Below are 24,072 nucleotides of genomic sequence, written 5' to 3' on the forward strand. Positions count from 1 at the left end.
CCCCAGTCTCGTCCACGAGGAGGCGGCCGGCCGGGCCGCCCCAGGGCGTCGCGCTCATTCCCACCGGAACCAGCGCGTGGCCGCCGCCGACAGGAGCACGGTCCACAGGACGAGGATGCCGAGGTGTCCCCAGCCGGGCCAGTTGCCGGCCGCGGCTTCGTTGAGCGCCTGGGCGGCGGCGCCGAACGGGGCGAGTTCGACGATTCGGCCGAGGGTGTCCGGCATGGCCTGGACGGGCAGCCAGACACCGGCGCTGAACATCATCGGGAAGAACACCGCGGAGCCGATCGCGTTGGCGACCTTCGAGGTGCGCGAAAGGGCCGAGATCAGGGCGCCGAGGGCGAGCGCGCTCAGGACGGCGAGCAGCAGGGCGAGGGCGTACCCGAAGAGCTGGTGCGGCAGCGCCACGTCGAAGGCGAGCCGGCCCACCGTGATCGACAGGGCCGCGGAGAGCACCGCGGCCGCGCCGTGCAGCCCCATCTGGGCGCCGAGCAGGGCCGAGGGGCGCACAGGAGTGACCGACATCCGGCGCAGGATGCCGCGCTCGCGGTACCCGGTGATGACGGGCGGCATCGCCTGCAACCCGGCCATGATCATGGAGAGGAGCACGGCGACGGGGACGTACGCGTCCACGAATCGGATGCCGCCGAGCGCCTTGTCGGGGTCGCGGAAGCCGGGGATCGAACCGAGCACGACGAGCAGGACCGTCGGGAACACCATGATCCAGAAGAGTCCGGCGGGCTCCCGGCGGAAGAGCCGGGTCTCGGTCCTCAGTACGGCCATGGCGGCCGGTCGGGAGGTGCGGGCGCGGTTGGGGCGCGGCGGGGTGAGGGTGGTCGTCATGCCGAGGCCTCCGTCAGGTCCAGGAACGCGTCGTCCAACGTGGCTTCGGAGACGCGGAGTTGGTGGGCGGTGATGTGCTGTCGGGCGAGCAGGGTGATCACGGCGTTGACGGTCTCGTCGCTGCCGTGGATCGTCAGCCGGCCGTTCTTCTCCTCGACCGCGGCGGCCTGCGGCAGCGCGGCCAGGGCCTGCTGGTCGAGCGGGCCGGAGGGGGTGAAGGAGATGACGGTGGAGCCGGCCGCGCGCCGGATCAGTCCGGAGGGTGTGTCGAGGGCCGCGATCCGGCCCTGGTCGATAACGGCGATCCGGTCGCAGAGGCGCTGCGCCTCCTCCATGAAGTGGGTGACGAGCAGAACGGTGACGCCGCCGCGGCGCACCTCCTCGATCAGTTCCCAGGTGTCGCGGCGGGCCCGCGGGTCGAGTCCGGTGGTGAGTTCGTCGAGCACCACGACGCGCGGGTTGCCGATCAGGGCGAGCGCGATGAACAGGCGCTGCTTCTGTCCGCCGGACAGTTTGGCGAAGCGCGTGGTCAGCTTGTCGACCAGACCGAGGCGCTGGGCGAGCGGCTGCCAGTCGGCGGGGTTCGGGTAGAAGGCGGCGTACAGTTCCAGCGCCTCGCGCACGGTGAGTTTGGGCTGGAGCTCGCTCTCCTGGAGCTGGGCGCCCAGGATGCGGGTCACCTTGTCGTGGTCGGCGACGGGGTCGTATCCGGCGACTTTGATCGTGCCCGCGTCCGGGATGCGCAGTCCCTCGATGCACTCGACGGTGGTGGTCTTGCCGGCGCCGTTGGGCCCGAGGATCCCGAAGATCTCCCCCTCCTCGACGGAAAAGCTCACGCCGTCGACAGCGGGCCTGCCACCGTATGTCTTGCGCACTGCGTTGACTTCGATGATTGCCATGGCTTGAGAATCCCGTTCGCGAGGGGTCCGCCACATCGCCCATCGCGCTCGACCCGGCATCAACCGATCGGTTGATGGCGCGGTACGACCTCCCGGCCCCGGGCCGGTTTCCGGGGCGCCCCCCGCCCGCGCGACCGGTCCTAGGACCGGCGGACCAGCGGGGTCCGGTCGAAACTCGGTGGGCACTGTCAGTGCCTCTCCGTAGGCTCGACTCCGATGTCCCAGACACATGCAGCTACCCGAGACCAGTCGGCCACGCGCTCGCTCCTGAGGCTCTGGCCGTATGTACGCCCGGTGCGAATCCGCCTGTTCTGTGCGGCGGTTGTGGCGATCACGGCCTCCTGCCTGGGTTTGGTGATCCCTCTCGTACTGAAGTGGATGGTGGACGGCCCGGTGGCCGCCCACGATCCGGGCGGGGTGTGGCTCGGCGCGCTGTATCTGCTGCTGCTCGGGGCGGCGGAGGCGGTGCTCTTCGGGTTCCGGCGCTGGCTGGTGGCGCGGCCGCTCGCGGGGGTCGAGGCGGCCATGCGAGCCGACCTGTACCGGCATGTGCAACGTCTTCCGGTCGCCTTCCACGACCGCTGGGCCTCGGGACAGCTCCTGTCGCGCGGCACCACGGATCTGATGCTGCTGCGGATGTTCCTGGCGTTCCCGCTGACCTTCCTCCTCGTCAACGGCGTCACGATCCTCGCCGGGTTCGCGATCCTGCTCTCGCAGCAGTGGAGCCTCGGTCTTGTGCTGCTGGTGCCGGTGATCCCGCTGGTGATCCTGTGCTCGCTCTTCGAGACCCGGTACTCGCTGGTCGCGCGGCGTGCGCAGGATCAGGTGGGCGATCTGACGACGGTGGTCGAGGAGAGCGTGCTCGGCATCCGCATCATCAAGGGCTTCGGCCGGCACCACAGCCAGGCGCTCGCCTTCCGCAAACTCTCCCAGCGGCTGCGCCGCACCGAGCTCGCCAAGGCCCGGTTGCTCGCCGGGCTGTGGGGCCTGATCACCACGTTCCCCGAACTCGCCATCGGCGCGGCGCTGGTGCTGGGCACGGTGCAGGTCGCCGACGGGGAGCTGTCGGCCGGGACGCTGGTGGCGTTCCTGTCGACGGCGCTGGCCCTGCGGTGGCCGGTGGAGTCGATCGGGTTCCTGCTTGCGATGAGCCAGGAGTCGGCTACGGCGACGGTGCGGTTCTTCGAGGCCATGGACGCGGCCGAGGAAGCTGAGGCGCCGGGTGCCTCCGCGGGCCACCCCCCGGGGGATGTGCCGCCGTCTTCGTCCGCGGACCGTGCACCGAGGGCTCTGCCCCCGGACCCCCGCTCCTCAAACGCCGGAGGGGCTGCGTTTTTGCCGACCAGCGCCGCGGAGGCCGGGGATTTGCCGGCCCGCGCCAAAGAGGCTGACTTTTCCGGGACCGGCGCCGCAGAAGCCGGAGGATCACCGGCCCGCGCCGATGTTTCGCCGGCCGGGATCCGGTTCGAGGGGGTCTGCTTCCGGTATCCGGATGCCGATGCCGGGACCCCGCCCGTCCTTGCCGGGATCGATCTGCACATACGGGCCGGCGAGACCATGGCGCTCGTTGGCGGGACCGGGTCGGGCAAGACCACGCTCACCGCGCTCGTGCCCCGGCTGTACGAGGTGGGCGGGGGGCGGATCACGCTCGACGGGGAGGACATCGCGCTGATGTCCCGGGAGCGGCTGCGCGGGCTCGTGGCCGTGGCGTTCGAGGAGCCCACGCTGTTCTCGGCCTCCGTCGGGGAGAACGTCCTGATGGGCGGCGGGAGTTCGGCCGATCTGGAGCGCGCCCTCGACATCGCGCAGGCCGGGTTCGTTCACCGGCTGCCGCAGGGCGTCGACACCCAGGTCGGCGAGCAGGGGCTCAGCCTGTCCGGGGGCCAGCGGCAGCGGCTCGCGCTGGCGCGCGCCGTCGTGGGGCGTCCGCGGTTCTTGATCCTCGACGATCCGCTGTCCGCCCTGGACGTCCACACGGAGGCGCTGGTCGAGGCGGCGCTGCGGCGGGTCCTTCGGGACACCACCGCGCTGGTCGTCGCGCACCGCCCGTCGACGGTGCTGCTCGCCGACCGGGTGGCGCTGCTGTCCGGCGGGCGGATAGCCGCGGTCGGCACGCACCAGGAACTGCTGCGCGGCAATGCCGAATACGCCTGGCTGATGTCGGGCGCCGAGGAACACGGCGATGACGAAGGGGAGGGGCGATGACCGCGACGGTCGGGCAGGAAACCGCCGCCGATGACCAGGAGCCACAGCCGCCCGCCGGGGGCGGAGATCTCTTCGACCGGGACGAGCTGCCCGCACCCGCCGGGGCGACCGGTGCGCTGCTGCGGTCCCTGCTGCGGCCACTGCGCCGACGGGTGGTGGTGGCCGCGCTGCTGCTCGTGGTGCAGCAGGCCGCGGTGCAGGCGGGCCCACTGCTCGTCGCGTACGCCATCGACCGCGGCGTGCCCGCGCTGCGGGCGCACGACTACGGCCCGCTGGTGGCCGTCGGAGCCGGGTACCTGCTGTGCGCACTGGCCTCCGGGTTCTTCCAGTACGCGTTCATCCTGAGCTCCGCGCGGGTCAACCAGGACGTGCTGCTCGATCTGCGCGGGCGGATCTTCCGGCACGCGCAGGCGCTCAGTGTGGACTTCCACGAGCGGTACACCTCGGGCCGCCTGATCTCGCGCTCCACCACGGACGTCGAGTCGCTGCGGGAGCTGCTCAGCGAGGGGCTCCAGGAACTGATCGGGGTGATCCTCTCCTCGGTCTACATCTGCGCGATGCTGCTCTGGCTGGACTGGGGCATCGGCGCGCTCGCCGTCGCCTCCTACCTCCCGTTGCACTTCCTGATCCGGACCTACCAGCGCCGGGCCCAGGCCGTGTACGGCGCCCGGTCCACCGCCATCGCCGCCGTGATCGTCAAGTTCGCGGAGACGCTCAACGGGATCCGGCCGGTGCAGGCGTTCCGGCGCGAGCGCGCCAATGACGCCGAGTTCATGGAGCTCAACCGGCGGCACGAGCGGCGCAACGGCGACGCGATCCTGGAGATGGCGCGCTATGTGACCGGCTCCCGCCTCGTCGGCAACACCGCGGTCGCCGCGATGGTGCTGTGGGGTGCGACGCGGGTCGCCGACGGCGGTCTGGCGCTCGGTGTGCTGGCCGCGGCGGTGCTCTACCTGCGCCGCCTGTACGACCCCATCGACCGGCTCGGCATGTTCCTCAACTCCTACCAGTCGGCGGCCGCCTCCCTGGAGAAGATCGCCGGACTGCTCGCCCAGACCCCGTCCGTACCGGAGGCGGCGCACCCCGTTTCGCTGCCCGAGACCACCCGTGAACTGCCGGGCCGACGCGTCGACTTCGAGGGGGTCTCGTTCGGCTACCGGACCGGCGGCGAGGTGCTCCCCCGCTTCGACCTGACCATCGAGGCGGGCCAGACCGTCGCCGTGGTCGGCTCGACGGGCGCCGGCAAGTCCACCCTCGCCAAACTCCTGGCCCGCTTCTACGACCCTTCCCCCAGCTCTCCGACGGGCTCCGAGCAGGACGGACCCCCATGCGGCCGCGTGCTGCTCGACGGTACGGATCTGCGCGAGCTGTCCGTACGGGAGCTGCGGCGCGGGGTCGTCATGGTCACCCAGGAGGCGTTCCTGTTCTCCGGCACGGTCGCCGAGAACATCGCGATCGGCCGCCCGGACGCCACCCGAGAGGACATCGAGCGGGCCGCGAAGGCGATCGGCGCACACGACTTCATCGCGAGTCTGCCGGACGGCTACGACACGGACGTGCGCAAGCGGGGCGGCCGCATCTCGGCGGGCCAGCGCCAACTGGTCGCCTTCGCGAGGGCGCTGCTCGCCGACCCGGCGGTGCTGATCCTGGACGAGGCGACCAGCTCACTCGACATCCCGGGCGAGCGGGCGGTGCAGCGCGCCATGCACACCGTCCTCAAGGGCCGTACCGCCGTGGTCATCGCGCACCGGCTGTCCACGGTCGAGATCGCGGACCGGGTCCTGGTGATGGAGCACGGCCGCATCGTCGAGGACGGCGCCCCTGCCGACCTGATCGCCGGAACGGGCCGCTTCGCCGACCTGCACCGCGCCTGGCGCGACAGCCTGGCCTGAGCCCACGGGCGGCGAGCCGCGGGCGTGCGGCCCGCCCCGGCCTGCGGCTTTCCCGGCACCTGCCGCGCGTGCGCCGGGGGCCGGTTCGTAGGATCGGGGCGTGGCAACGGGGACGAGCACCAACTGGGCGGCACCGACGGAGACGGAGTGGCTGCTGCACACCGCGGGACTGCGCGGGGACGTCGAGGCGCAGTTGCGGGTGCTGGCCCGCGAGGAGGAGCTGTACATCGGCGCGCCGAAGGCGGAGGCCGACGCCCGGCCCGACCTGGTCACCTGGCGTTCCTACCGGGACCCGTCGGGCTGGCAGTGCAAGCCGGTGCTCACTCGCGGGATGCTGCCGCCGTGGCATCCCGAGTGGGTGTTCCACGGAGTCTCCCTGAAGTGGATCGCCGACTTCGGCTGGCGGGACCCGAACCAGCTGCTCGCGGTCAACGCCGGCACCCCGGCCCAGGTCTTCCTGCCGGCCACCCCCGACCACCGGGCGGTGTGGCGCCGGATCCACGAGGAGACCGAGCGCCCGGACGGCGGCCGGCTGATCGCGCTGCGGCACGGCGCGCTGCACGGGCCGCTCGCCTACGGACTCGCCTGCGGCGCGCATCTGTCGGTCAGCAACGGGGTGCCGTGGAACGAGGTCGGCACCGCCTACCGCGACTACACCGAGGAGCGCACGCTCCTCCGCGACCTGTGGGGCATCGCCGAACCCAGCGGCTGGAAACGGCAGTTGGACGCCCTGCTCGACGCGCGCAACAGCCCGGCGGACGCCGACTTCGTACTCCGGGTGCGCGAGGAGCTGCGAGCCGGTCTGGGCGAGCCGCCACCGGCCGAGCTGTGGCGCGAGACGGCCGCCGGGCACGCCCAGGATATCGGGGCGGGCCACGACACCGTCAAGGACATCGAGGAGCTGGTCAGGCGGGTCATCCGGTACGAGGCCCGGTTCCGGGCGGACGGCCTGCTGCCGCCCGACGGCCGCGTCACCACCACCGCCGCCTACGACTACGGGCGCGCGGTGAGCCTGGCCCGCTGGGGGCTCTCGGCCCGGCTGTGCACACCGCACGAGGCCGAGCAGGCGATCGTGTACGCGGGGGCGCTCAGCAAGTCGGCCCACCGCTCCTGGGAGGACTTCTCCGCCTCGTACACGCTGGGCCGGGTGCTGCGCTTCGACAAGGAGTCCTACGGCCGCTTCTACCAGCAGAACGTCGTGGCGCACCGGCTGCTGACCGAGAACGAGGCCAGCCCGTGGCGGAACATACCCTGGCGCTGAGCCGGACCGGGCCCCGCGCTCAGGCGCCCACCGTCCCGTCGACGCCCTCGCGCAGCAGGTCCGCGTGGCCGTTGTGGCGGCCGTACTCCAGGATCATGTGCAGCATGACCATGCGCAGCGACACGTCCTCGCCCCAGCGCGGCTGGTGACCGGCGAGGTCGAGGGAGGCGGCCGCGCGCTCGATCCGCCGGGAGTGCTCGACTTCCGCCTCCCAGGCCGCGAAGGCCTCGGCCCGGGTCGACTCGCTCGCGTCGTACGCCGCCTGGAAGTCGATCTCCTTCGACCACACCATCGGCGCGTCGTTGTCCTCGAACGGCCGCCGGAACCAGGCCCGTTCGACCTCGGCCATGTGCCGTACGAGCCCGAGCAGGGAGAGCGTCGAGGGCGGCATCGACTGCCGGCGCAGCTGCTCGTCGCTGAGCCCTTCGCACTTCATGGCCAGCGTCGCCCGGTGGTAGTCGAGGAAGGCACGCAGCGTCTCGCGCTCGTCGCCGAAGTGGGGTGGGCCTATGCGGTGGTCGTCGGTCATGGGTGAGCTCCCTCGTGGTACGTGCGACCGGGCCGGCCGAACATACCCCCGGCCGTCGTCCCGGGGCGAGGACCACCTTCCGCGACCGGCCTCCCAAGCCCCGGCCGGGGCCCGGTGTGATGGGGTGGCGGGCATGACCGACACAGAGACGATCACGGTCCCGGCCCACCTCCAGGGGTACCCGGGGGTGGCCTTCGGCGGGTATGTGGCGGGGGTGCTGGCAGGTCGCGCGGCCGCGGAGACGGTGCGGGTTGACTTCCGGCGGCCGGTGCCGACCGGGACGCCGGTCCGCCTCGCCCCGACCGTGGACGGCGGCAGTGAACTCACCCACGGCGAGGACCTGTTGGCCGTCGCCGTCCCCGCCGACCAGAGCACCGAGGTGCCCAGCCCCCCGTCCTGGCAGGAGGCGTCGGCGGCGGCGAAGGCGTACCGGGCGGCCCCGCCGGACGGCGTGGTCGACTGCTTCGGCTGCGGACTCGACCGCACCCCCGACACCGGGCTTCGCCAGCACTGCGGCCAGGTCCCGGGCCGCGGCCTGGTGGCGACCGCCTGGCGCCCCGGTACCCAACTCGCCGATTCCAACGGGGAGTTGCCGCCGGAGCTGGTGTGGGGCGCCCTCGACTGCCCCGGGAACGCGGCCGGCCGGCTGCTCGGTCGCCAGCGGCCCGGGGCCGTGACGGCCTCGCTCACCGCGAGGCTGCTGCGGCCGGTCCGGGTGGGCGAGGAGCTGATTTCGTACGCCTGGATCATCGGCGAGGAGGGCCGCAAGCACCGCATGGGGGTGGCGCTCGCCTCGGCTTCGGGTGAACTCCGCGCGGTCGCCTCGTCGTTGTGGATCGACCCGCGCTGAGCCCCCGGGGCCGGGGCGTGCGCTCACGCCGCCGAGGGACCGCTTCGCCGCGCCCTCAGCAGCGTGAGCGCGAGGACCGCCGCCGCCGCCATCAGGACGGCCGCGCCCAGGGCGGCCCAGTCGAGGCCGCGGGTGAAGGCGCCGAAGGCCGCCGTCAGGTCGCGGCCGTGGGCGGTGGCCAGCGCTCCGCCCAGGGTTTCGCGGGCGGCGGCCGGGGCGTTGGCCATGCCGTGGCGGTAGACGGCGGCGCCCACCGAACCGAGGACCGCCATGCCGAGGGCGCCGCCGAGCTCCTGCCCGGACTCCAGGACGGCGGCGGCCGATCCGGCCCGCTCGGGCGGGGCCGCGCCGAGGGCGAGTTCGTTGGCGAGGGCCATCGCCGCGACCAGGCCCGAGGTGTACACCGCGCAGGCGGTGAGGGTGAACCAGAGGGCCGAGTCCGTGCGGACCTGGGTCAGTGCGAGGAAGCCGCAGGCGGAGACGGCGAAGCCGCCGGCCATGACGCTCCCGCGGTCCAGGCGCCGGGCGAGCGCGGCACCGGCCGGAGCGCCCACGAAGGCGCCCGCGGCGGGCACCAGGCTCCACAGCGCCGCCTGGAACGGACTCTTGCCGAGCACGGACTGGAGGTACTGGGTGAGGAACACCGCCATGCCCACGGTCGCCGCGATGGCGAAGAGGTTGGCGAGCACCGCGCCGCCGAAGCTGCGCCGCCGCAGCAGCTCCAGGTCGACCAGGGGGTGGGCGATCCGGGACTGGCGCCGGACGAAGACGTACAGCAGGACGAGTCCGGCCCCGACGGACAGCAGGGGCAGCAACTGGACGCCGTTGCGGGCGAGTTCCTTGACGCCCTGGACCACCGGGAGCAGTCCGGTCAGCGACAGTACGGCGCTCGTCCCGTCGAAGCGGCCGGGTGCGCTCTGCTTCACCTCGGGCAGCAGTAGCGGCGCCAGGATCAGCAGGAGGACCATGGCGGGCAGGTTGATGAGGAACACCGACCCCCACCAGAAGTGTTCGAGCAGGGCGCCGCTGACGACCGGCCCGAAGGAGATGCCGAGGGTCATGACGCCGGTCCACGCGGTGACGGCCTGGGCGCGCTGCTTCTCGTCGTGGAAGAGGTTGCGGATCAGGGCGAGCGTGGAGGGCATCAGGGCGGCGCCGCCCACGCCCAGCAATGCCCGTACGGCGATGAGGAGTTGGGCCGAGTCGGCATAGGCGGCGGCGAGCGAGGCCAGGCCGAACACGCCCGCTCCGGCGAGCACGAGGGTGCGGCGGCCGATCCGGTCGCCGAGCGCGCCCATGGTGATCAGGAGGCCGGCGAGCACGAAGCCGTACATGTCCAGGATCCACAACTGCTGAGTGGAACTGAGCGCCAGGTCCGCGCTGATGAACGGGATGGCGAAGTACAGGACGGAGACGTCCATGGAGACGAGCAGCAGGGGCAGCATGAGGACGGCGAGAGCGGTCCATTCCCGGCGTCCGGCGCGCGGCGGCGCCGGTTGCGTGCGGCCTGCCGAGGGGCCGGTGGTGGTGTCCATGGGGATACCGAAGCAGCACGCCGCGTACGGTGCCACGCCATGCCTAGTACACCCCTAGGGCACCCCTGCAATCAGCGGTCGGGACGCCGTACGGCGCACTAGTACACTGCGCCCGTGACCGCCGAGCCGCCCTACCTCGCCATCGCCGCCGGCATCCGGCACCGGATCGCCTCCGGAGAGCTCGCGCCCGGCGACCGGGTGCCCTCCACGCGGGCCATCGTGCGCGAGTCGGGGGTCGCGATGGCCACCGCGACCAAGGCGCTCGCCGCGCTCGCCCGGGAGGGACTGGTGCGAGCGGTGCCGGGGGTCGGCACGGTGGTCGCCGACGCGGCCCCCGCGCACCCCGGCGGCGGCGCGGCGCCACTGACCCGTGACGGCGTGGTGGCCGCCGCGGTGCGGATCGCGGACGGCGAGGGCCTGGCCGGGCTCTCGATGCGGCGGGTCGCCGCCGAGCTCGGCACGTCCACGATGGCGCTGTACCGGCACGTGCCGAGCAAGCAGGAGCTCGTCCGGCTGATGACGGACGTGGGGTTCGGCGAGTTGCCGCTGGGGCGCCCGTCCGGCGACTGGCGGGCTCAACTCGCACATGCCGCACGGCAGTTGTGGGTGTCGTACCGCAGGCATCCGTGGATGGCGCGGGCGATGGCCTCGTTCATCCGGCCGGAGCCCATGCCGGAGGCGATGAAGTACACCGAGTGGGTGCTGCGGGCCCTGCGCGAGGCGAACCTGGGTGCGCGCCAGGTCATGCACGCGCATCTGCTGCTGATCGCGTACGTCCAAGGCCTGGGCATGGCCATGGAGTTGGAGGCACTGGCCCTCCAGGACACCGGGGTCTCCAACCACGAGTGGATGGACCGGAACGAGCGTCGGTTTGCGGCCATCGTCGCGAGCGGTGGCTACCCCGTACTGGCCTCGGTATTCGAACATGAGCCGTTCGAGCTCGACTTGGACTCGCTGTTTGATTTCGGGCTCGACCGTCTCCTTGACGGCATTGCAGTAATCATCGCCGAAACGTCCGCTTAACGAACGGCGACCTTCGGACAGCGGACGCTTTTCGGCCAACTTCTTGACGCGCTCCTGACAGGCGTTCGTTGGTGCTGGCACTCTCTCCCCATTCCACGCACCACATTTTCACCGCACCCGCTCCGCTTGCTCTCTCCGGCCGACCCACCCAGTCGGCCGGTACCCCCCTCGCAGAAGGAGTTCGCGTGAGATCCACGCACCGTCGTCGTGCCACCGCTACCGGCGCCCTGCTCGCCGCAGCCGCAATGCTCAGTGTCGGCGTCCAGGCCGGTAACGCCAGCGCACGCCCCGACGACTCCGCGGCCACCGCGGCCCTCAAGGCCCAGGCGGTTCGCAACCCGGGCGCCCTGCCCGCCGGCCTCTCCCCGTCCCAGCGTGCCGAGCTCATACGCAAGGCGACCGCCACCACCGCGGCCACCGCCCAGCAGCTCGGCCTCACGGCGCAGGAGAAGCTCGTCGTCCACGATGTGTCCAAGGACCAGGACGGCACCACGCACACCCGCTACGAGCGCACCTACCAGGGCCTGCCGGTCCTCGGCGGCGACCTGATGGTCGACCAGAGCCCGACCGGCGCGACCAAGAACGTCGCCAAGGCGAACAGCGCGGCGCTGAAGGGCATATCCACCACCGCCCCCGCCGACGCCCCGGCCACCGCCACCAACCAGGCCCTCAAGGCTGCCAAGGCCGCCGGTTCCAAGGCCGACAAGGCCGACAGCGCCCGCAAGGTCATCTGGATGGTGAAGGGCGCGCCGACCCTCGCGTACGAGACGATCGTGGGCGGGCTCCAGGACGACGGCACCCCGAACCAGCTGCACGTCATCACGGACGCCAAGACGGGCGCCACGCTGCACCAGTGGCAGGGCATCGAGACCGGTGTCGGCAACACCCACTACAGCGGCCAGGTCACCCTCGGCACCTCGCAGTCCGGTTCGAGCTACACGCTGAACGACACCGGCCGCGGCGGGCACAAGACGTACAACCTCAACCACGGTACGTCCGGCACGGGTTCGCTGTTCACCCAGTCCACCGACACCTGGGGTGACGGCACCAACTCCAACGCCGCGACCGCGGGCGCCGACGCCGCCTACGGCGCCGGGGTCACCTGGGACTTCTACAAGAACGTCTTCGGCCGCAGCGGCATCCGGGGCGACGGCGTCGCCGCGTACTCCCGCGTCCACTACGGCAGTTCCTACGTGAACGCGTTCTGGGACGACAGCTGCTTCTGCATGACGTACGGCGACGGGTCCGGCGACAACGACCCGCTGACCTCGCTCGACGTGGCCGGCCACGAGATGTCGCACGGCGTCACGGCGGCCACCGCGGGCCTCAACTACGCGGACGAGTCCGGCGGTCTGAACGAGGCGACCTCCGACATCATGGGCACCTCGGTGGAGTTCTACGCGAACAACCCCTCCGACCCGGGTGACTACCTCATCGGCGAGAAGATCAACATCAACGGTGACGGCACCCCGCTGCGCTACATGGACAAGCCGAGCAAGGACGGCGGCTCCGCGGACAGCTGGTACTCCGGCGTCGGCAACCTCGACGTCCACTACTCCTCGGGCCCGGCGAACCACTGGTTCTACCTGGCCTCCGAGGGCAGCGGCGCCAAGGTCATCAACGGCGTGAGCTACGACTCGCCGACCTCCGACGGTCTGCCGGTCACCGGCATCGGCCGCGACAAGGCCCAGCTCATCTGGTACAAGGCGCTCACCACCAAGTTCAACTCCTCCACGGACTACGCGGGCGCCCGCGCCGGCACCATCGCCGCGGCGACCGAGCTGTACGGCGCGAACAGCGCCGAGGTCACCAACGTCACCAACGCCTGGGCGGCCATCAACGTCGGCGCCCGCGCCGGCGGCGGCGACCCCGGCGGCAAGGTCTTCGAGAGCACCACTCGGGTGGCCGTCCCGGACTACCCGGGTGCCGCCGTCACCGACCCGGTCACCGTCTCCGGGATCACCGGCAACGCGCCGAGCGCCCTCAAGGTCGGGGTGAAGATCACCCACACCTACATCGGTGACCTCCAGATCGACCTGGTGGCCCCGAACGGCACGTCGTTCCGCCTGCAGAACTCGTCCTCGGACTCGACGGCGAACATGGACAAGACGTTCACCGTCAACGCCTCCAGCGTCGCTGCCAACGGCACCTGGAAGCTGAAGGTCCAGGACAAGGCCCGTCAGGACGTCGGTACCGTCACCGACTTCAAGCTCACTTTCTGAGCCCGCTCCTGATGTCCCGCCCCTGAAGGCTCACCTTCTGACCAGGCGGCTGGCCGGAAAGTGAAGGTGCCCGGAGCCCACGAGGCTCCGGGCACCGCCCATGTCCGGGCACGGCCGGCGACTCAGCGCAGCAGTACGCCCGCGCCCTCCCCCGTCGCCCGGGTCGGGCCCGCCACCAGGCCCAGCTCCGTGTGGGCGGCCAGCCGGCGATGGGCCGGCAGGACCCGGACGGTGTAGCCGAACGGGCCCGTGCGGTCGAGCGCGAGGGGCCCCTCGTAGGTCCAGCGGCCCTCCAGTCCGGGGCCGCCCGCCGGTTTCAGCGGGAAGACGGCCGCGTCGGCGATGGAGTCGGCGGCGTCCACCCGGCCGGCCACCGCCTGCACTTCGACGTCCTCGGGTGTGAGGTCACCGAGCCCGACCCGTACCCGCAGCGTCAGCGTGGAGCCCAGCTCCGCGGTGCCGCCCGGGGCCGCGGCGCCCGGGGCGAGCGCCTCGACGTGATCGACCGCCACCCGCGGCCAGGCGGCCCGCACCCGGGCCTTCCACTGCGCCAACTCCCGTGCGGTGTCGGGATCCAGGGCACGATGGGCGGCGGCGGCCGGGGTGTAGAGACGGGTGACGTACTCCCGCACCATCCGCCCCGCGAGCACCTTCGGGCCCAGGGTCGCCAGGGTCCGGCGGACCATTTCGATCCAGCGGTCGGGCAGCCCGCCGGGGCCCCGGTCGTAGAAGCGCGGGGCGACCTGGTCCTCGATGAGGTCGTACAGCGCGTTCGCCTCCAGCTCGTCGCGCCGGTCCTCGTCGGTCGCCGCGCCGTCCGCGGTCGGGATGGCCCAGCCGAAGTCCGGCTCGAACCACTCGTCCCACCAGCCGTCCAGCACGGACAGGTTGAGGCAGCCGTTCAGGGCCGCCTTCATGCCGCTGGTCCCGCAGGCCTCAAGGGGGCGCAGCGGGTTGTTGAGCCACACGTCGCAGCCCGGGTACAGCTTCTGCGCCATCGCCATGCCGTAGTCGGGCAGGAACACGATCCGGTGGCGCACCCTCGGGTCGTCGGCGAACTTCACCAGCTCCTGGACCAGCCGCTTGCCGCCGTCGTCGGCGGGGTGCGCCTTGCCCGCGACGACGATCTGCACCGGCCGCGTCGGATGCAGCAGCAGCTCCATCAGCCGGTCCCGGTCGCGCAGCATCAGCGTGAGCCGCTTGTACGAGGGGACCCGGCGGGCGAAGCCGATGGTGAGCACGTCGGGGTTCAACACCCCGTCGATCCAGCCGAGTTCGGCCGTTCCCGCGCCGCGCTGGCGCCACGAGGTCCGCAGCCGGTCCCGCACCTCGGTGACGAGCTGTTCGCGCAGCGCCCTGCGCAGCTCCCAGATCTCCGCGTCCGCGATCTCGGCGACCGCGTCCCAGCGCTCCGAGCCGCCCACGGTGAGCGCGTCCTCGGTGCGGCCCACGCCGATCTGGCGGGCGCCGAGCCGGAAGACCTCGGGCGCGACCCAGGTCGGGGCGTGCACGCCGTTGGTGACGGAGGTGATCGGCACCTCGTCCGCGTCGAAGCCGGGCCACAGGCCCGCGAACATCTGCCGGCTGACCGCGCCGTGCAGGGTGGAGACCCCGTTGGCGCGCTGGGCGAGCCGCAGCCCCATCACGGCCATGTTGAAGAGGTTGGGCTCGCCACCGGGGTACGTCTCCATGCCGAGCTGGAGGATCTTCCCCACGTCCACCCCGGGCAGCTCGCCGTCGTCGCCGAGGTGGCGGGCGATGAGCTCGCGGTCGAAGCGGTCGATGCCGGCCGGTACCGGAGTGTGCGTGGTGAACACCGTCCCGGCCCGCACCGCCTCAAGGGCGGCGTCGAACTCAAGCCCCTCACCGGCCAGTTCGCGGATGCGCTCAAGCCCGAGGAACCCGGCGTGGCCCTCGTTGGTGTGGAACACCTCGGGCGCCGGGTGTCCGGTAAGTCGGCAGTACGTCCGCACCGCGCGCACTCCGCCGATGCCGAGCAGCATCTCCTGGAGCAGCCGGTGCTCGCTGCCGCCGCCGTACAGCCGGTCGGTCACATCGCGTTCGCCGGGCCCGTTCTCCTCGACGTCGGAGTCGAGCAGGAGCAGCGGCACCCGGCCGACCCGGGCCTGCCAGATCGTGGCGTGCAGACAGCGCCCGCCGGGCAGCGCGAGGCAGACCCGGGCTGGGGTGCCGTTCTCCTCGCGCAGCAGGGAGACCGGCAGCTCGTTGGGGTCGAGCACCGGGTAGTGCTCCTGCTGCCAGCCCTCGCGCGACAGGGACTGGCGGAAGTAGCCGTGCCGGTACAGGAGGCCGACCCCGATGAGCGGTACGCCGAGGTCGCTGGCGGATTTCAGATGGTCGCCGGCGAGGATGCCGAGGCCGCCGGAGTACTGCGGCAGGGCGGCGGTGATGCCGAACTCGGGTGAGAAGTAGCCGACGGCGGCCGGGAGCTCGCCGGGCTGCTGCTGGTACCAGCGGCGGCCGCGCAGGTAGTCGTCGAGGTCGTCGGCGACGGCGGTGAGTCTGCGCAAAAAGCGGCGGTCCTGGGCGAGCGAGTCGAGCCGGTCGGCGCTGACGGCGCCGAGGAGCCGCACGGGATCCTCACCCGCCGCCCGCCAGCCCTCGGGATCGACGGTCTGGAAGAGTTCTCTGGTCTCGGTGTGCCAGGACCAGCGCAGGTTGCGCGCGAGATCGCTGAGCGGCCGGAGGGCGTCGGGCAGGACGGGACGCACGGTGAATCGACGGATTGCCTTCACGTTTCCACCTTTGCAGGGGATGCACGTATCGGGGTGACGCACCGCGATGTGCGCCCCTCCTTCACACCCGAAGGTAGTGCCGCCGCGCCCCCGCCAGCCACCACGCCCCGCGGATCCGGTACCTCCGGTTCCGGCGCCGAGGCCCCCGCCACTGCATTGATACGGCGTCACATGACTTACGGGTAGGCAAAATTCGCCCCGCCCGCGCCGAAAGCCAGGGCCTCTTCCTTGTCTGAACCGTTACGCGCAGGTAGTTAACAAACTGCCGGAATGCGCACCCGTACACCGTGGAAGGCTCCTCCGGTAACGCATTCCCGCACTCGCCCCGCACCCCATTCGAGTGAACGCGGACAGGAGCGGCCATGCCCGCAGCCGGTCAGCAGTCCATGGAGCAGTTAAAAAGGACAGATTCCCGCAAACGCGGCAAACCATACCTATCGCCGACAGGTGAGCCCGTGAACCCGAACCCGTCAATCGGCCGCATCCCCGTTCTGGACGTACGCCCCGCCGTCGAGTGCGGCAAGAGGCCCGCGAAGGCGGTGACCGGGGAGAGCTTCCAGGTCACCGCCACCGTCTTCCGCGAGGGCCACGACGCGGTGGCCGCCAATGTCGTGCTGCGCGACCCCCGGGGCCGCAGCGGCCCCTGGACCCCGATGCGCGAACTCGCGCCCGGCACCGACCGCTGGGGAGCCGAGGTGAGCGCGGCTACCGAGGGGCTGTGGACGTACAGCGTCGAGGCCTGGAGCGATCCGGTCGCCACCTGGCGTCAGCACGCCCGCATCAAGATCCCGGCCGGCCTGGACACCGAGCTGGTCCTCGCGGAGGGCGCCGCGCTGTACGAGCGGGCCGCGGCCGGCGTCCCCAAGGCCAAGGGGCGCGAGGCCGTGCTGGCCGCGGTGGACGCCCTGCGCGACGGGGGCCGCACCCCCGCGGCCCGGCTCGCCGCCGCCCTCGCCCCGGAGGCGGACGCGGCCCTCGCCGCCCATCCGCTGCGCGAGCTCGTCACCTCCTCGGCCCGGATGCCGCTGCTCGTCGAGCGCGAACGAGCCCTGTTCGGGTCCTGGTACGAGCTGTTCCCGCGCTCGGAGGGCGCCGTGGTCAAGAGCCGCGGCAAGCCGGTCTCCGGCACCTTCCGCACCGCCGCGGAGCGACTGCCCGCGATCGCCGCGATGGGCTTCGACGTGGTCTACCTGCCGCCGGTCCACCCCATCGGCACGACCTACCGCAAGGGCCCCAACAACAGCCTGTCCGCCGGGCGTTGGGACGTCGGAGTGCCCTGGGCGATCGGCTCGCCGGACGGCGGCCACGACGCGGTCCACCCCGGCCTCGGCACCCTCGACGACTTCGACGACTTCGTGGCCGCCGCCCGTGACCTGCGCCTGGAGGTCGCCCTCGACTTCGCCCTCCAGTGCTCGCCCGACCACCCCTGGGTCGACAAGCACCCCGAGTGGTTCCACCACCGGGCCGACGGGACGATCGCGTACGCCGAGAACCCGCCCAAGAAGTACCAGGACATCTACCCGATCGCCTTCGACCAGGACATGCCCGGACTCATCAAGGAGACGGTGCGGATCCTGCGGTTCTGGATGGGGCACGGCGTACGGATCTTCCGCGTCGACAACCCGCACACCAAGCCGGTGGTCTTCTGGGAGAAGGTCATCGCGCAGATCAACGGGACCGACCCGGACGTGATCTTCCTGGCCGAGGCGTTCACCCGGCCCGCGATGATGCACACGCTCGGCAAGATCGGCTTCCAGCAGTCGTACACCTACTTCACCTGGCGCGACACCCGCCAGGAACTCACCGAGTACGTCACCGAGCTCGCGGGCGAGCCCGCCGCCTACATGCGGCCCAACTTCTTCGTGAACACCCCGGACATCCTGCCCGGCTACCTCCAGCGGGGCGGCCGTCCCGCCTTCGAGGTCCGGGCCGTGCTCGCCGCCACCCTCTCGCCTTCCTGGGGCCTCTACGCCGGGTACGAGCTGTGCGAGAACACCCCGGTCAAGGACGGCAGCGAGGAGTACCTGGACTCCGAGAAGTACCAGTTGCGGCCCCGTAACTGGGAGGCCGCCGAGCGGGAGGGCCGCTCCATCGCCCCGCTGATCACCGCGCTCAACCGCATCAGGCGCCGCCACCCGGCGCTGCGGCAGCTGCGGTCGGTCCACTTCCACGACACCGACAACGACGCGGTCATCGCGTACAGCAAACGCTCCGGATCGAACACCGTTGTGGTGGTCGCCAACCTCGACCCCCACCACACCCAGGAGGCCACGGTCTCGTTGGACATGCCGGCTCTCGGCCTCGCATGGCACGAGGCCTTCCCGGTGCGCGACGAGCTCACCGGCGAGACCTACCACTGGGGCAGGGCCAACTACGTGCGTCTGGAGCCGGGCCGAGCGCCCGCGCACATCCTGGTCCTGCGACCGTCCCCGCCGATCGGAGGGTCACCCACACCATGATCGTCAACGAGCCCGTCCACGACACCTTCGAGGACACCCCCGCCAAGGACCGCGATCCCGAGTGGTTCAAGCGAGCGGTGTTCTACGAGGTGCTCGTGCGGTCCTTCCAGGACAGCAACGGCGACGGCGTAGGGGATCTCAAGGGCATCACCGCCAAGCTGGACTACCTCCAGTGGCTGGGCGTCGACTGCCTCTGGCTGCCGCCGTTCTTCAAGTCCCCCCTGCGGGACGGTGGTTACGACGTCTCGGACTACACCGCGGTCCTGCCGGAGTTCGGCGACCTCGCCGACTTCGTGGAGTTCGTGGACGCCGCCCACCAGCGCGGCATGCGCGTGATCATCGACTTCGTGATGAACCACACCAGCGACCAGCACCCGTGGTTCCAGGAGTCACGCAAGGACCCCGACGGCCCCTACGCGGACTACTACGTCTGGGCCGACGACGACAAGCAGTTCCAGGACGCCCGGATCATCTTCGTCGACACCGAGACGTCCAACTGGACCTTCGACCCGGTCCGCAAGCAGTACTACTGGCACCGCTTCTTCTCCCACCAGCCCGACCTCAACTACGAGAACCCGGCCGTGCAGGAGGAGATCGTCTCCGCACTGCGCTTCTGGCTCGACCTCGGCATCGACGGCTTCCGCCTGGACGCCGTGCCGTACCTGTACCAGGAGGAGGGAACCAACTGCGAAAACCTTCCGGCGACGCACGAGTTCCTCAAGCGGGTACGGGCCGAGATCGACGCGAGCTACCCGGACACGGTGCTGCTCGCCGAGGCCAACCAGTGGCCCGAGGACGTCGTGGACTACTTCGGCGACTTCGCCAAGGGCGGCGACGAGTGCCACATGGCGTTCCACTTCCCGGTGATGCCGCGCATCTTCATGGCCGTACGGCGCGAATCGCGCTACCCGGTCTCGGAAATCCTCGCCAAGACCCCGGCGATCCCGAAGAACGCCCAGTGGGGCATCTTCCTGCGCAACCACGACGAGCTCACCCTCGAAATGGTCACGGACGAAGAGCGCGACTACATGTACGCCGAGTACGCCAAGGATCCCCGGATGCGGGCCAACATCGGCATCCGGCGCAGGCTCGCCCCGCTGCTCGACAACGACCGCAACCAGATCGAGCTGTTCACCGCGCTGCTGCTCTCGCTGCCCGGCTCGCCGATCCTGTACTACGGCGACGAGATCGGGATGGGCGACAACATCTGGCTCGGTGACCGCGACGCGGTGCGCACCCCGATGCAGTGGACCCCGGACCGCAACGCGGGCTTCTCCTCGTGCGACCCGGGACGGCTCTACCTGCCCACGATCATGGATCCGGTCTACGGCTACCAGGTGACGAACGTCGAGGCCGCCATGGCCTCGCCGTCCTCGCTGCTGCACTGGACCCGCCGGATGATCGAGATCCGCAAGCAGAACCCCGCCTTCGGACTCGGCTCGTACACCGAGCTGACCTCCTCCAACCCGGCCGTCCTCGCCTTCCTGCGCGAGGCGGGCGACGACCTGGTGCTGTGCGTGCACAACTTCTCGCGCTTCCCCCAGCCCACCGAGCTGGACCTCCAGGCGTTCAACGGCCGCCATCCGGTCGAGCTGATCGGCGGAGTGCGCTTCCCGGCGATCGGCGAATGGCCGTATCTGCTGACCCTGGCCGGACACGGCTTCTACTGGTTCCGGTTGCGCAAGGACGCCGCCGCCACCTGACCCCGCGCCTCGGGGCGGGGCGGTTTCCACCGCTCCGCCCGGGGCACTCTGAACCCCGTACCCCGCGCGCCGCCGGACAGCTTCTGTTGCAATCCGGGACACTCTGCGCAAATCGATTGTGTGCCCGGGGAAAGGATGCGCCGCCATGCCGAAGGCCGCACCGCCCCGTACCACCCGCCTCGAACCTGCCCGGCTGCTGACCTCACTCGCCCCGCTGCTGCACGAATGGCTGCCCCGGCAGCGCTGGTTCGCGGGGAAGGGCCGACCGGTCACCGACTTCGACCTGGTCACCGCGACCGAGCTGCTGCCGGGCGTGCTGCACCTGCTCGTCCGTACCGAACAGCCGGTGCTCCGAGCTCCCGGCGAAGTCGCCGCGCCGACGCCCGCCGACTGCTACCAGCTTCTGATCGGGGTGAGCGACCAGCTCCCGCCGCGCCTCGCGCCCGCGCTGATCGGCCGGGCGACCACCGGCCCGCTGGCCGGGGGCACGGTGTACGACGCCCTCCAGGATCCCCGTTCCGCCGGGCTGCTCCTGGAACGGCTGCGCTCCCCGGGCACGGTGGGGCCGCTGCGCTTCGAAGGCGCCCCGGACGTCGACGTCCCGCCCGGACTCACCCCGCGCCTGCTCGGGGTGGAGCAGTCCAACTCCTCGCTGGTGTACGGAGATACGTTCATCCTGAAGGTCTTCCGCCGGGTGCAGCCGGGCGTCAATCCGGACCTGGAACTGCCCTGGGCCCTGGCCCGCCGGGGCTGCGCCCGGGTGCCCGCCCCGGCCGCCTGGTTCCGCACCTGTGAGCCCGAGGAGGCGACGCTCGGCGTGCTCCAGCCGTTCCTGCGCGGCGCCGACGACGGCTGGACCCTCGCGCTCGCCTCGCTCGCCCAGGGGCGCGCGTTCACCGGGGAGGCGTACGAACTCGGGCGGGCCACCGCCGAAGTGCACCTGTCGCTGGCCGAAGCCTTCCCCCGGGTCACCCTCGGCCGCCCGCAGACCGCGCTGCTCGCCGCCGCGATGACCGAGCGCCTGGACGCCACCGCCCGCGCGGTGCCCGCGCTCGTGCCGTACGTGCCGGGGCTGCGGGCCGCGTTCGAGGCGGTGTCCGCGCTGGACTCGGCGGGCACCGCCCAGCGCGTCCACGGCGATCTCCATCTGGGCCAGGCCCTGCGACCCGCCGAAGGCCCCTGGTCGGTGATCGACTTCGAGGGCGAGCCGGCCCGCCCGCTCGCCGAACGCCGCCGCCCGCAGCCCCCGGTCCGCGACGTGGCGGGCATGCTGCGCTCCTTCGACTACGCGTCCCGCTCGGCCGGCCCGGCGAACGCGCGGTGGGCCGAGGAGTGCCGGGCCGCGTACTGCGCGGGCTACGCGTCGCGCTCGGGCTGGGACCCGCGCGAGTCGCCCGAGCTGCTGCGCGCCTACGAGACCGACAAGGCGGTGTACGAGGTGCTCTACGAGGCCCGCCACCGCCCCGACTGGCTGCCCGTGCCGATGGCGGCGATCCACCGCCTCGCCAAGTCCTGAACCCCCTTGCCCCAGAAGCCACTTGAGGAGGCCGACCCCGTGACCCCCCGCCCCGCCCGCAACCCGTCCGACCCAGCCGCTCCCCGCGCCGTGCGGGCGGCGCCCGCGACGAAGAAGGCAGCCGCCGCTCCGCCCGCCCCGCGCCGGTCCGCGAGTCGCGGCGTACGGCCCGCGCCCGCCCTGACCAACGAGGACCGGGGCCGCCTGCTCGCGGGCGGGCACCACGATCCGCACGCCCTGCTGGGGGTGCACCCGGTGCGGGGCGGGGTGGCGTTCCGGGTACTGCGCCCGTACGCCGAGGCCGTGACCGTGCTCGCCAAGGGACTGCGGGCGGAGTTGCACGACGACGGCGACGGGCTGTTCTCCGGGCTGCTCCCGCTGCGGACGATCCCCGACTACACCCTGCTCGTGACCTACGCCGACAGCGAGATCGAGGTGCAGGACCCGTACCGCTTCCTGCCCTCGCTCGGTGACCTCGACCTGCATCTGATCGGCGAGGGCCGGCACGAGGAGCTGTGGACGGCGCTCGGCGCCCGCCCGATGGCCCACCAGGGCGTCACCGGGACCCGCTTCACGGTGTGGGCGCCCAACGCCCAAGGGGTACGGGTCACGGGCGACTTCTGCTACTGGGACGGCGCCGCCTACCCCATGCGCTCGCTGGGCTCCACGGGGGTGTGGGAACTGTTCCTGCCCCAGATCGGCGCGGGCGCGCTGTACAAGTTCGACATCATGCGCCCCGACGGCAGCCACACCCTGCGGTCCGACCCGATGGCGCAGCACACCGAGGTGCCGCCGGCCAACGCCTCCGTCGTCACCGAATCGGACCATGTGTGGCGGGACGAGGAGTGGATGGCGCGGCGCGGCACCCGCCCGGTGCACGAGTCGCCGTTCTCGGTGTACGAGGTCCACCTGGCCTCCTGGCGCCCCCGTCTGACGTACCGTCAACTGGCGGATCAACTCCCGTCCTACGTCAAGGACTTGGGCTTCACGCACGTCGAGTTCCTACCCGTGGCCGAGCACCCCTTCGGCGGCTCCTGGGGCTACCAGGTCACCGGTTTCTACGCCCCGACGTCCCGGATGGGCACGCCCGACGACTTCCGCTTCCTGGTCGACGCGCTGCACCGGGCGGGGATCGGGGTGATCGTGGACTGGGTGCCGGCGCACTTCCCGAAGGACGACTGGGCTCTCGCGGAGTTCGACGGGCGCAAGCTCTACGAGCACGAGGACCCGGCGCGGGCCGAGCACCCCGACTGGGGCACCCTCGAATTCGACTACGGCCGCAAGGAGGTCCGCAACTTCCTGGTGGCGAACGCCACGTACTGGTGCGAGGAGTTCCACGTCGACGGGCTCCGGGTCGACGCGGTGGCCTCCATGCTGTACCTGGACTACTCGCGCGAGGACGGCGAGTGGAGCCCGAACGAGCACGGCGGCCGGGAGAACCTGGACGCCGTCGCCTTCCTCCAGGAGATGAACGCGACGGTCTACCGGCGCTGCCCCGGCGTCGTGACCATCGCGGAGGAGTCCACCGCGTGGGACGGCGTGACCCGGGCCACCCACCACGTGGGGCCGGGCGGCTTCGGCGGTCTGGGCTTCGGCCTGAAGTGGAACATGGGCTGGATGCACGACTCGCTGGGCTACGTCCAGCACGAGCCGGTGCACCGCAAGTACCACCACAGCGAGATGACGTTCTCGATGGTGTACGCCTACAGCGAGAACTACGTGCTGCCGATCTCGCACGACGAGGTCGTCCACGGCAAGCGGGCACTGGTGTCGAAGATGCCCGGCGACTGGTGGCAGCAGCGTGCCACCCACCGCGCCTATCTGGGCTTCATGTGGGCCCACCCCGGCAAGCAACTCCTGTTCATGGGGCAGGAGTTCGCGCAGGGCGCGGAGTGGTCGGAGGGGCACGGGCCGGACTGGTGGCTGCTCGACCCGTCGTACGGCGCCGAGCCGGACCACCGGGGCGTACGCGACCTCGTGCGCGACCTGAACGCCGTGTACGCGGCCCAGCCCGCCCTGTGGGAACGCGACACCGACCCCTCGGGATTCTCCTGGGTGGACGGTGACGCGGCCGAGGACAACGTGTTCGCGTTCCTGCGCCACGACGCGGCGGGCTCGCCGCTCCTGTCGGTCTCGAACTTCTCGCCGGTGGTCCGGGCGGAGTACCGGCTCGGGGTGCCGGCGGGAGTGCCCGTGTGGCAGGAACTCCTGAACACGGACGCGGCGCGCTACGGCGGCGGCGACGTCCTCAACCCCGACCCCCTCAAGCCCGAACCGGTCCCGGCCCACGGCCGCCGGACCTCCATCCACCTGACCCTGCCCCCGCTGGCGACGGTGTGGCTCCGCCCGGTCTGACCGTGTGAGCCCCCTCCCGCGGGG

The 24,072-nt window shown here is 71.7% G+C and carries 15 protein-coding genes; 10 read left to right on the forward strand and 5 right to left on the reverse strand.

The window, feature by feature from the left end:
* Nucleotides 1-54: 54 nt before the first annotated feature.
* Both OG522_RS11840 and OG522_RS11845 read right to left on the reverse strand, forming a co-directional pair.
* Nucleotides 55-783, reverse strand: coding sequence for an ABC transporter permease (locus tag OG522_RS11840; protein WP_329467553.1), 729 nt, complete (start codon nucleotides 781-783; stop codon nucleotides 55-57).
* 56 nt (nucleotides 784-839) lie between these two features.
* The gene (locus OG522_RS11845) at nucleotides 840-1,742 is read right to left on the reverse strand and encodes an ABC transporter ATP-binding protein (protein WP_329462923.1); all 903 of its coding nucleotides are present in this window, start codon (nucleotides 1,740-1,742) and stop codon (nucleotides 840-842) included.
* A gap of 216 nt (nucleotides 1,743-1,958) precedes the next feature.
* On the opposite strand from OG522_RS11845, the gene OG522_RS11850 reads away from it, so the two are divergent.
* The 3 genes from OG522_RS11850 (at nucleotide 1,959) to OG522_RS11860 (ending at nucleotide 7,100) form a co-directional block, all read left to right on the forward strand.
* Nucleotides 1,959-3,947 (forward strand): ABC transporter ATP-binding protein, encoded by a 1,989-nt coding sequence (locus OG522_RS11850; protein WP_329462924.1) that lies wholly within the window; start codon nucleotides 1,959-1,961, stop codon nucleotides 3,945-3,947.
* Entirely contained in the window at nucleotides 3,944-5,839 is a 1,896-nt protein-coding gene (locus OG522_RS11855; RefSeq protein ID WP_329462925.1) for an ABC transporter ATP-binding protein, read from the forward strand. The genes OG522_RS11850 and OG522_RS11855 overlap by 4 nt, the downstream gene beginning before the upstream one ends.
* 100 nt (nucleotides 5,840-5,939) lie before the next feature.
* Nucleotides 5,940-7,100: a DUF1266 domain-containing protein gene (locus OG522_RS11860; protein WP_329462926.1), complete on the forward strand. Its 1,161-nt coding sequence runs from the start codon at nucleotides 5,940-5,942 to the stop codon at nucleotides 7,098-7,100.
* A 19-nt stretch (nucleotides 7,101-7,119) separates the two neighbouring features.
* On the opposite strand, the gene OG522_RS11865 is transcribed toward OG522_RS11860, so the two are convergent.
* Nucleotides 7,120-7,629 (reverse strand): DinB family protein, encoded by a 510-nt coding sequence (locus OG522_RS11865; RefSeq protein ID WP_329462927.1) that lies wholly within the window; start codon nucleotides 7,627-7,629, stop codon nucleotides 7,120-7,122.
* A 133-nt stretch (nucleotides 7,630-7,762) separates the two neighbouring features.
* Here OG522_RS11865 and OG522_RS11870 point away from each other — a divergent pair, with 133 nt between their 5' ends.
* Nucleotides 7,763-8,479: a PaaI family thioesterase gene (locus OG522_RS11870; protein WP_329462928.1), complete on the forward strand. Its 717-nt coding sequence runs from the start codon at nucleotides 7,763-7,765 to the stop codon at nucleotides 8,477-8,479.
* Nucleotides 8,480-8,502: 23 nt separating this feature from the next.
* On the opposite strand, the gene OG522_RS11875 is transcribed toward OG522_RS11870, so the two are convergent.
* Nucleotides 8,503-10,014: an MFS transporter gene (locus tag OG522_RS11875; RefSeq protein WP_329462929.1), complete on the reverse strand. Its 1,512-nt coding sequence runs from the start codon at nucleotides 10,012-10,014 to the stop codon at nucleotides 8,503-8,505.
* Between the two features lie 114 nt (nucleotides 10,015-10,128).
* Between OG522_RS11875 and OG522_RS11880 the strand changes: the two genes are divergently transcribed.
* Together OG522_RS11880 and OG522_RS11885 are read left to right on the forward strand one after the other, a co-directional pair.
* Nucleotides 10,129-11,037, forward strand: a complete 909-nt coding sequence (locus OG522_RS11880; RefSeq protein ID WP_329462930.1) for a TetR/AcrR family transcriptional regulator C-terminal domain-containing protein — start codon at nucleotides 10,129-10,131, stop codon at nucleotides 11,035-11,037.
* Between the two features lie 185 nt (nucleotides 11,038-11,222).
* Nucleotides 11,223-13,259 (forward strand): M4 family metallopeptidase, encoded by a 2,037-nt coding sequence (locus tag OG522_RS11885; protein WP_329462931.1) that lies wholly within the window; start codon nucleotides 11,223-11,225, stop codon nucleotides 13,257-13,259.
* Nucleotides 13,260-13,381: 122 nt separating this feature from the next.
* Here the strand turns inward: OG522_RS11885 and glgP are convergent, their stop codons facing one another.
* Nucleotides 13,382-16,015 carry an alpha-glucan family phosphorylase gene (glgP, locus tag OG522_RS11890; RefSeq protein WP_329462932.1) on the reverse strand — a complete coding sequence of 878 codons (2,634 nt, stop codon included), beginning with the start codon at nucleotides 16,013-16,015 and terminating at the stop codon, nucleotides 13,382-13,384.
* Nucleotides 16,016-16,377: 362 nt separating this feature from the next.
* Between glgP and OG522_RS11895 the strand changes: the two genes are divergently transcribed.
* The 4 genes from OG522_RS11895 (at nucleotide 16,378) to glgB (ending at nucleotide 24,048) form a co-directional block, all read left to right on the forward strand.
* On the forward strand, nucleotides 16,378-18,474 hold the full coding sequence (locus tag OG522_RS11895) for a maltotransferase domain-containing protein (RefSeq protein ID WP_443074687.1): 2,097 nt from the start codon (nucleotides 16,378-16,380) through the stop codon (nucleotides 18,472-18,474).
* Nucleotides 18,471-20,177 (forward strand): maltose alpha-D-glucosyltransferase, encoded by a 1,707-nt coding sequence (gene treS, locus OG522_RS11900; protein ID WP_329462934.1) that lies wholly within the window; start codon nucleotides 18,471-18,473, stop codon nucleotides 20,175-20,177. Before OG522_RS11895 ends, treS begins: the two co-directional genes overlap by 4 nt.
* A 145-nt stretch (nucleotides 20,178-20,322) precedes the next feature.
* On the forward strand, nucleotides 20,323-21,693 hold the full coding sequence (locus tag OG522_RS11905; RefSeq protein WP_329462935.1) for a maltokinase N-terminal cap-like domain-containing protein: 1,371 nt from the start codon (nucleotides 20,323-20,325) through the stop codon (nucleotides 21,691-21,693).
* A 39-nt stretch (nucleotides 21,694-21,732) separates the two neighbouring features.
* Nucleotides 21,733-24,048 (forward strand): 1,4-alpha-glucan branching enzyme, encoded by a 2,316-nt coding sequence (gene glgB, locus OG522_RS11910; RefSeq protein ID WP_329462936.1) that lies wholly within the window; start codon nucleotides 21,733-21,735, stop codon nucleotides 24,046-24,048.
* Nucleotides 24,049-24,072 lie beyond the last annotated feature (24 nt).

Source organism: Streptomyces sp. NBC_01431 (assembly GCF_036231355.1).
In the GTDB taxonomy this organism is placed as follows: domain Bacteria; phylum Actinomycetota; class Actinomycetes; order Streptomycetales; family Streptomycetaceae; genus Streptomyces.

Coding starts and splice junctions, on each gene's coding strand:
- OG522_RS11840 (WP_329467553.1), bottom strand. CDS start 783: ATGGCCGTACTGAGGACCGAGACCCGGCTCTTCCGCCGGGAGCCCGCC.
- OG522_RS11845 (WP_329462923.1), bottom strand. CDS start 1,742: ATGGCAATCATCGAAGTCAACGCAGTGCGCAAGACATACGGTGGCAGG.
- OG522_RS11850 (WP_329462924.1), top strand. CDS start 1,959: ATGTCCCAGACACATGCAGCTACCCGAGACCAGTCGGCCACGCGCTCG.
- OG522_RS11855 (WP_329462925.1), top strand. CDS start 3,944: ATGACCGCGACGGTCGGGCAGGAAACCGCCGCCGATGACCAGGAGCCA.
- OG522_RS11865 (WP_329462927.1), bottom strand. CDS start 7,629: ATGACCGACGACCACCGCATAGGCCCACCCCACTTCGGCGACGAGCGC.
- OG522_RS11870 (WP_329462928.1), top strand. CDS start 7,763: ATGACCGACACAGAGACGATCACGGTCCCGGCCCACCTCCAGGGGTAC.
- OG522_RS11875 (WP_329462929.1), bottom strand. CDS start 10,014: ATGGACACCACCACCGGCCCCTCGGCAGGCCGCACGCAACCGGCGCCG.
- OG522_RS11895 (WP_443074687.1), top strand. CDS start 16,378: ATGCCCGCAGCCGGTCAGCAGTCCATGGAGCAGTTAAAAAGGACAGAT.
- treS (WP_329462934.1), top strand. CDS start 18,471: ATGATCGTCAACGAGCCCGTCCACGACACCTTCGAGGACACCCCCGCC.
- OG522_RS11905 (WP_329462935.1), top strand. CDS start 20,323: ATGCCGAAGGCCGCACCGCCCCGTACCACCCGCCTCGAACCTGCCCGG.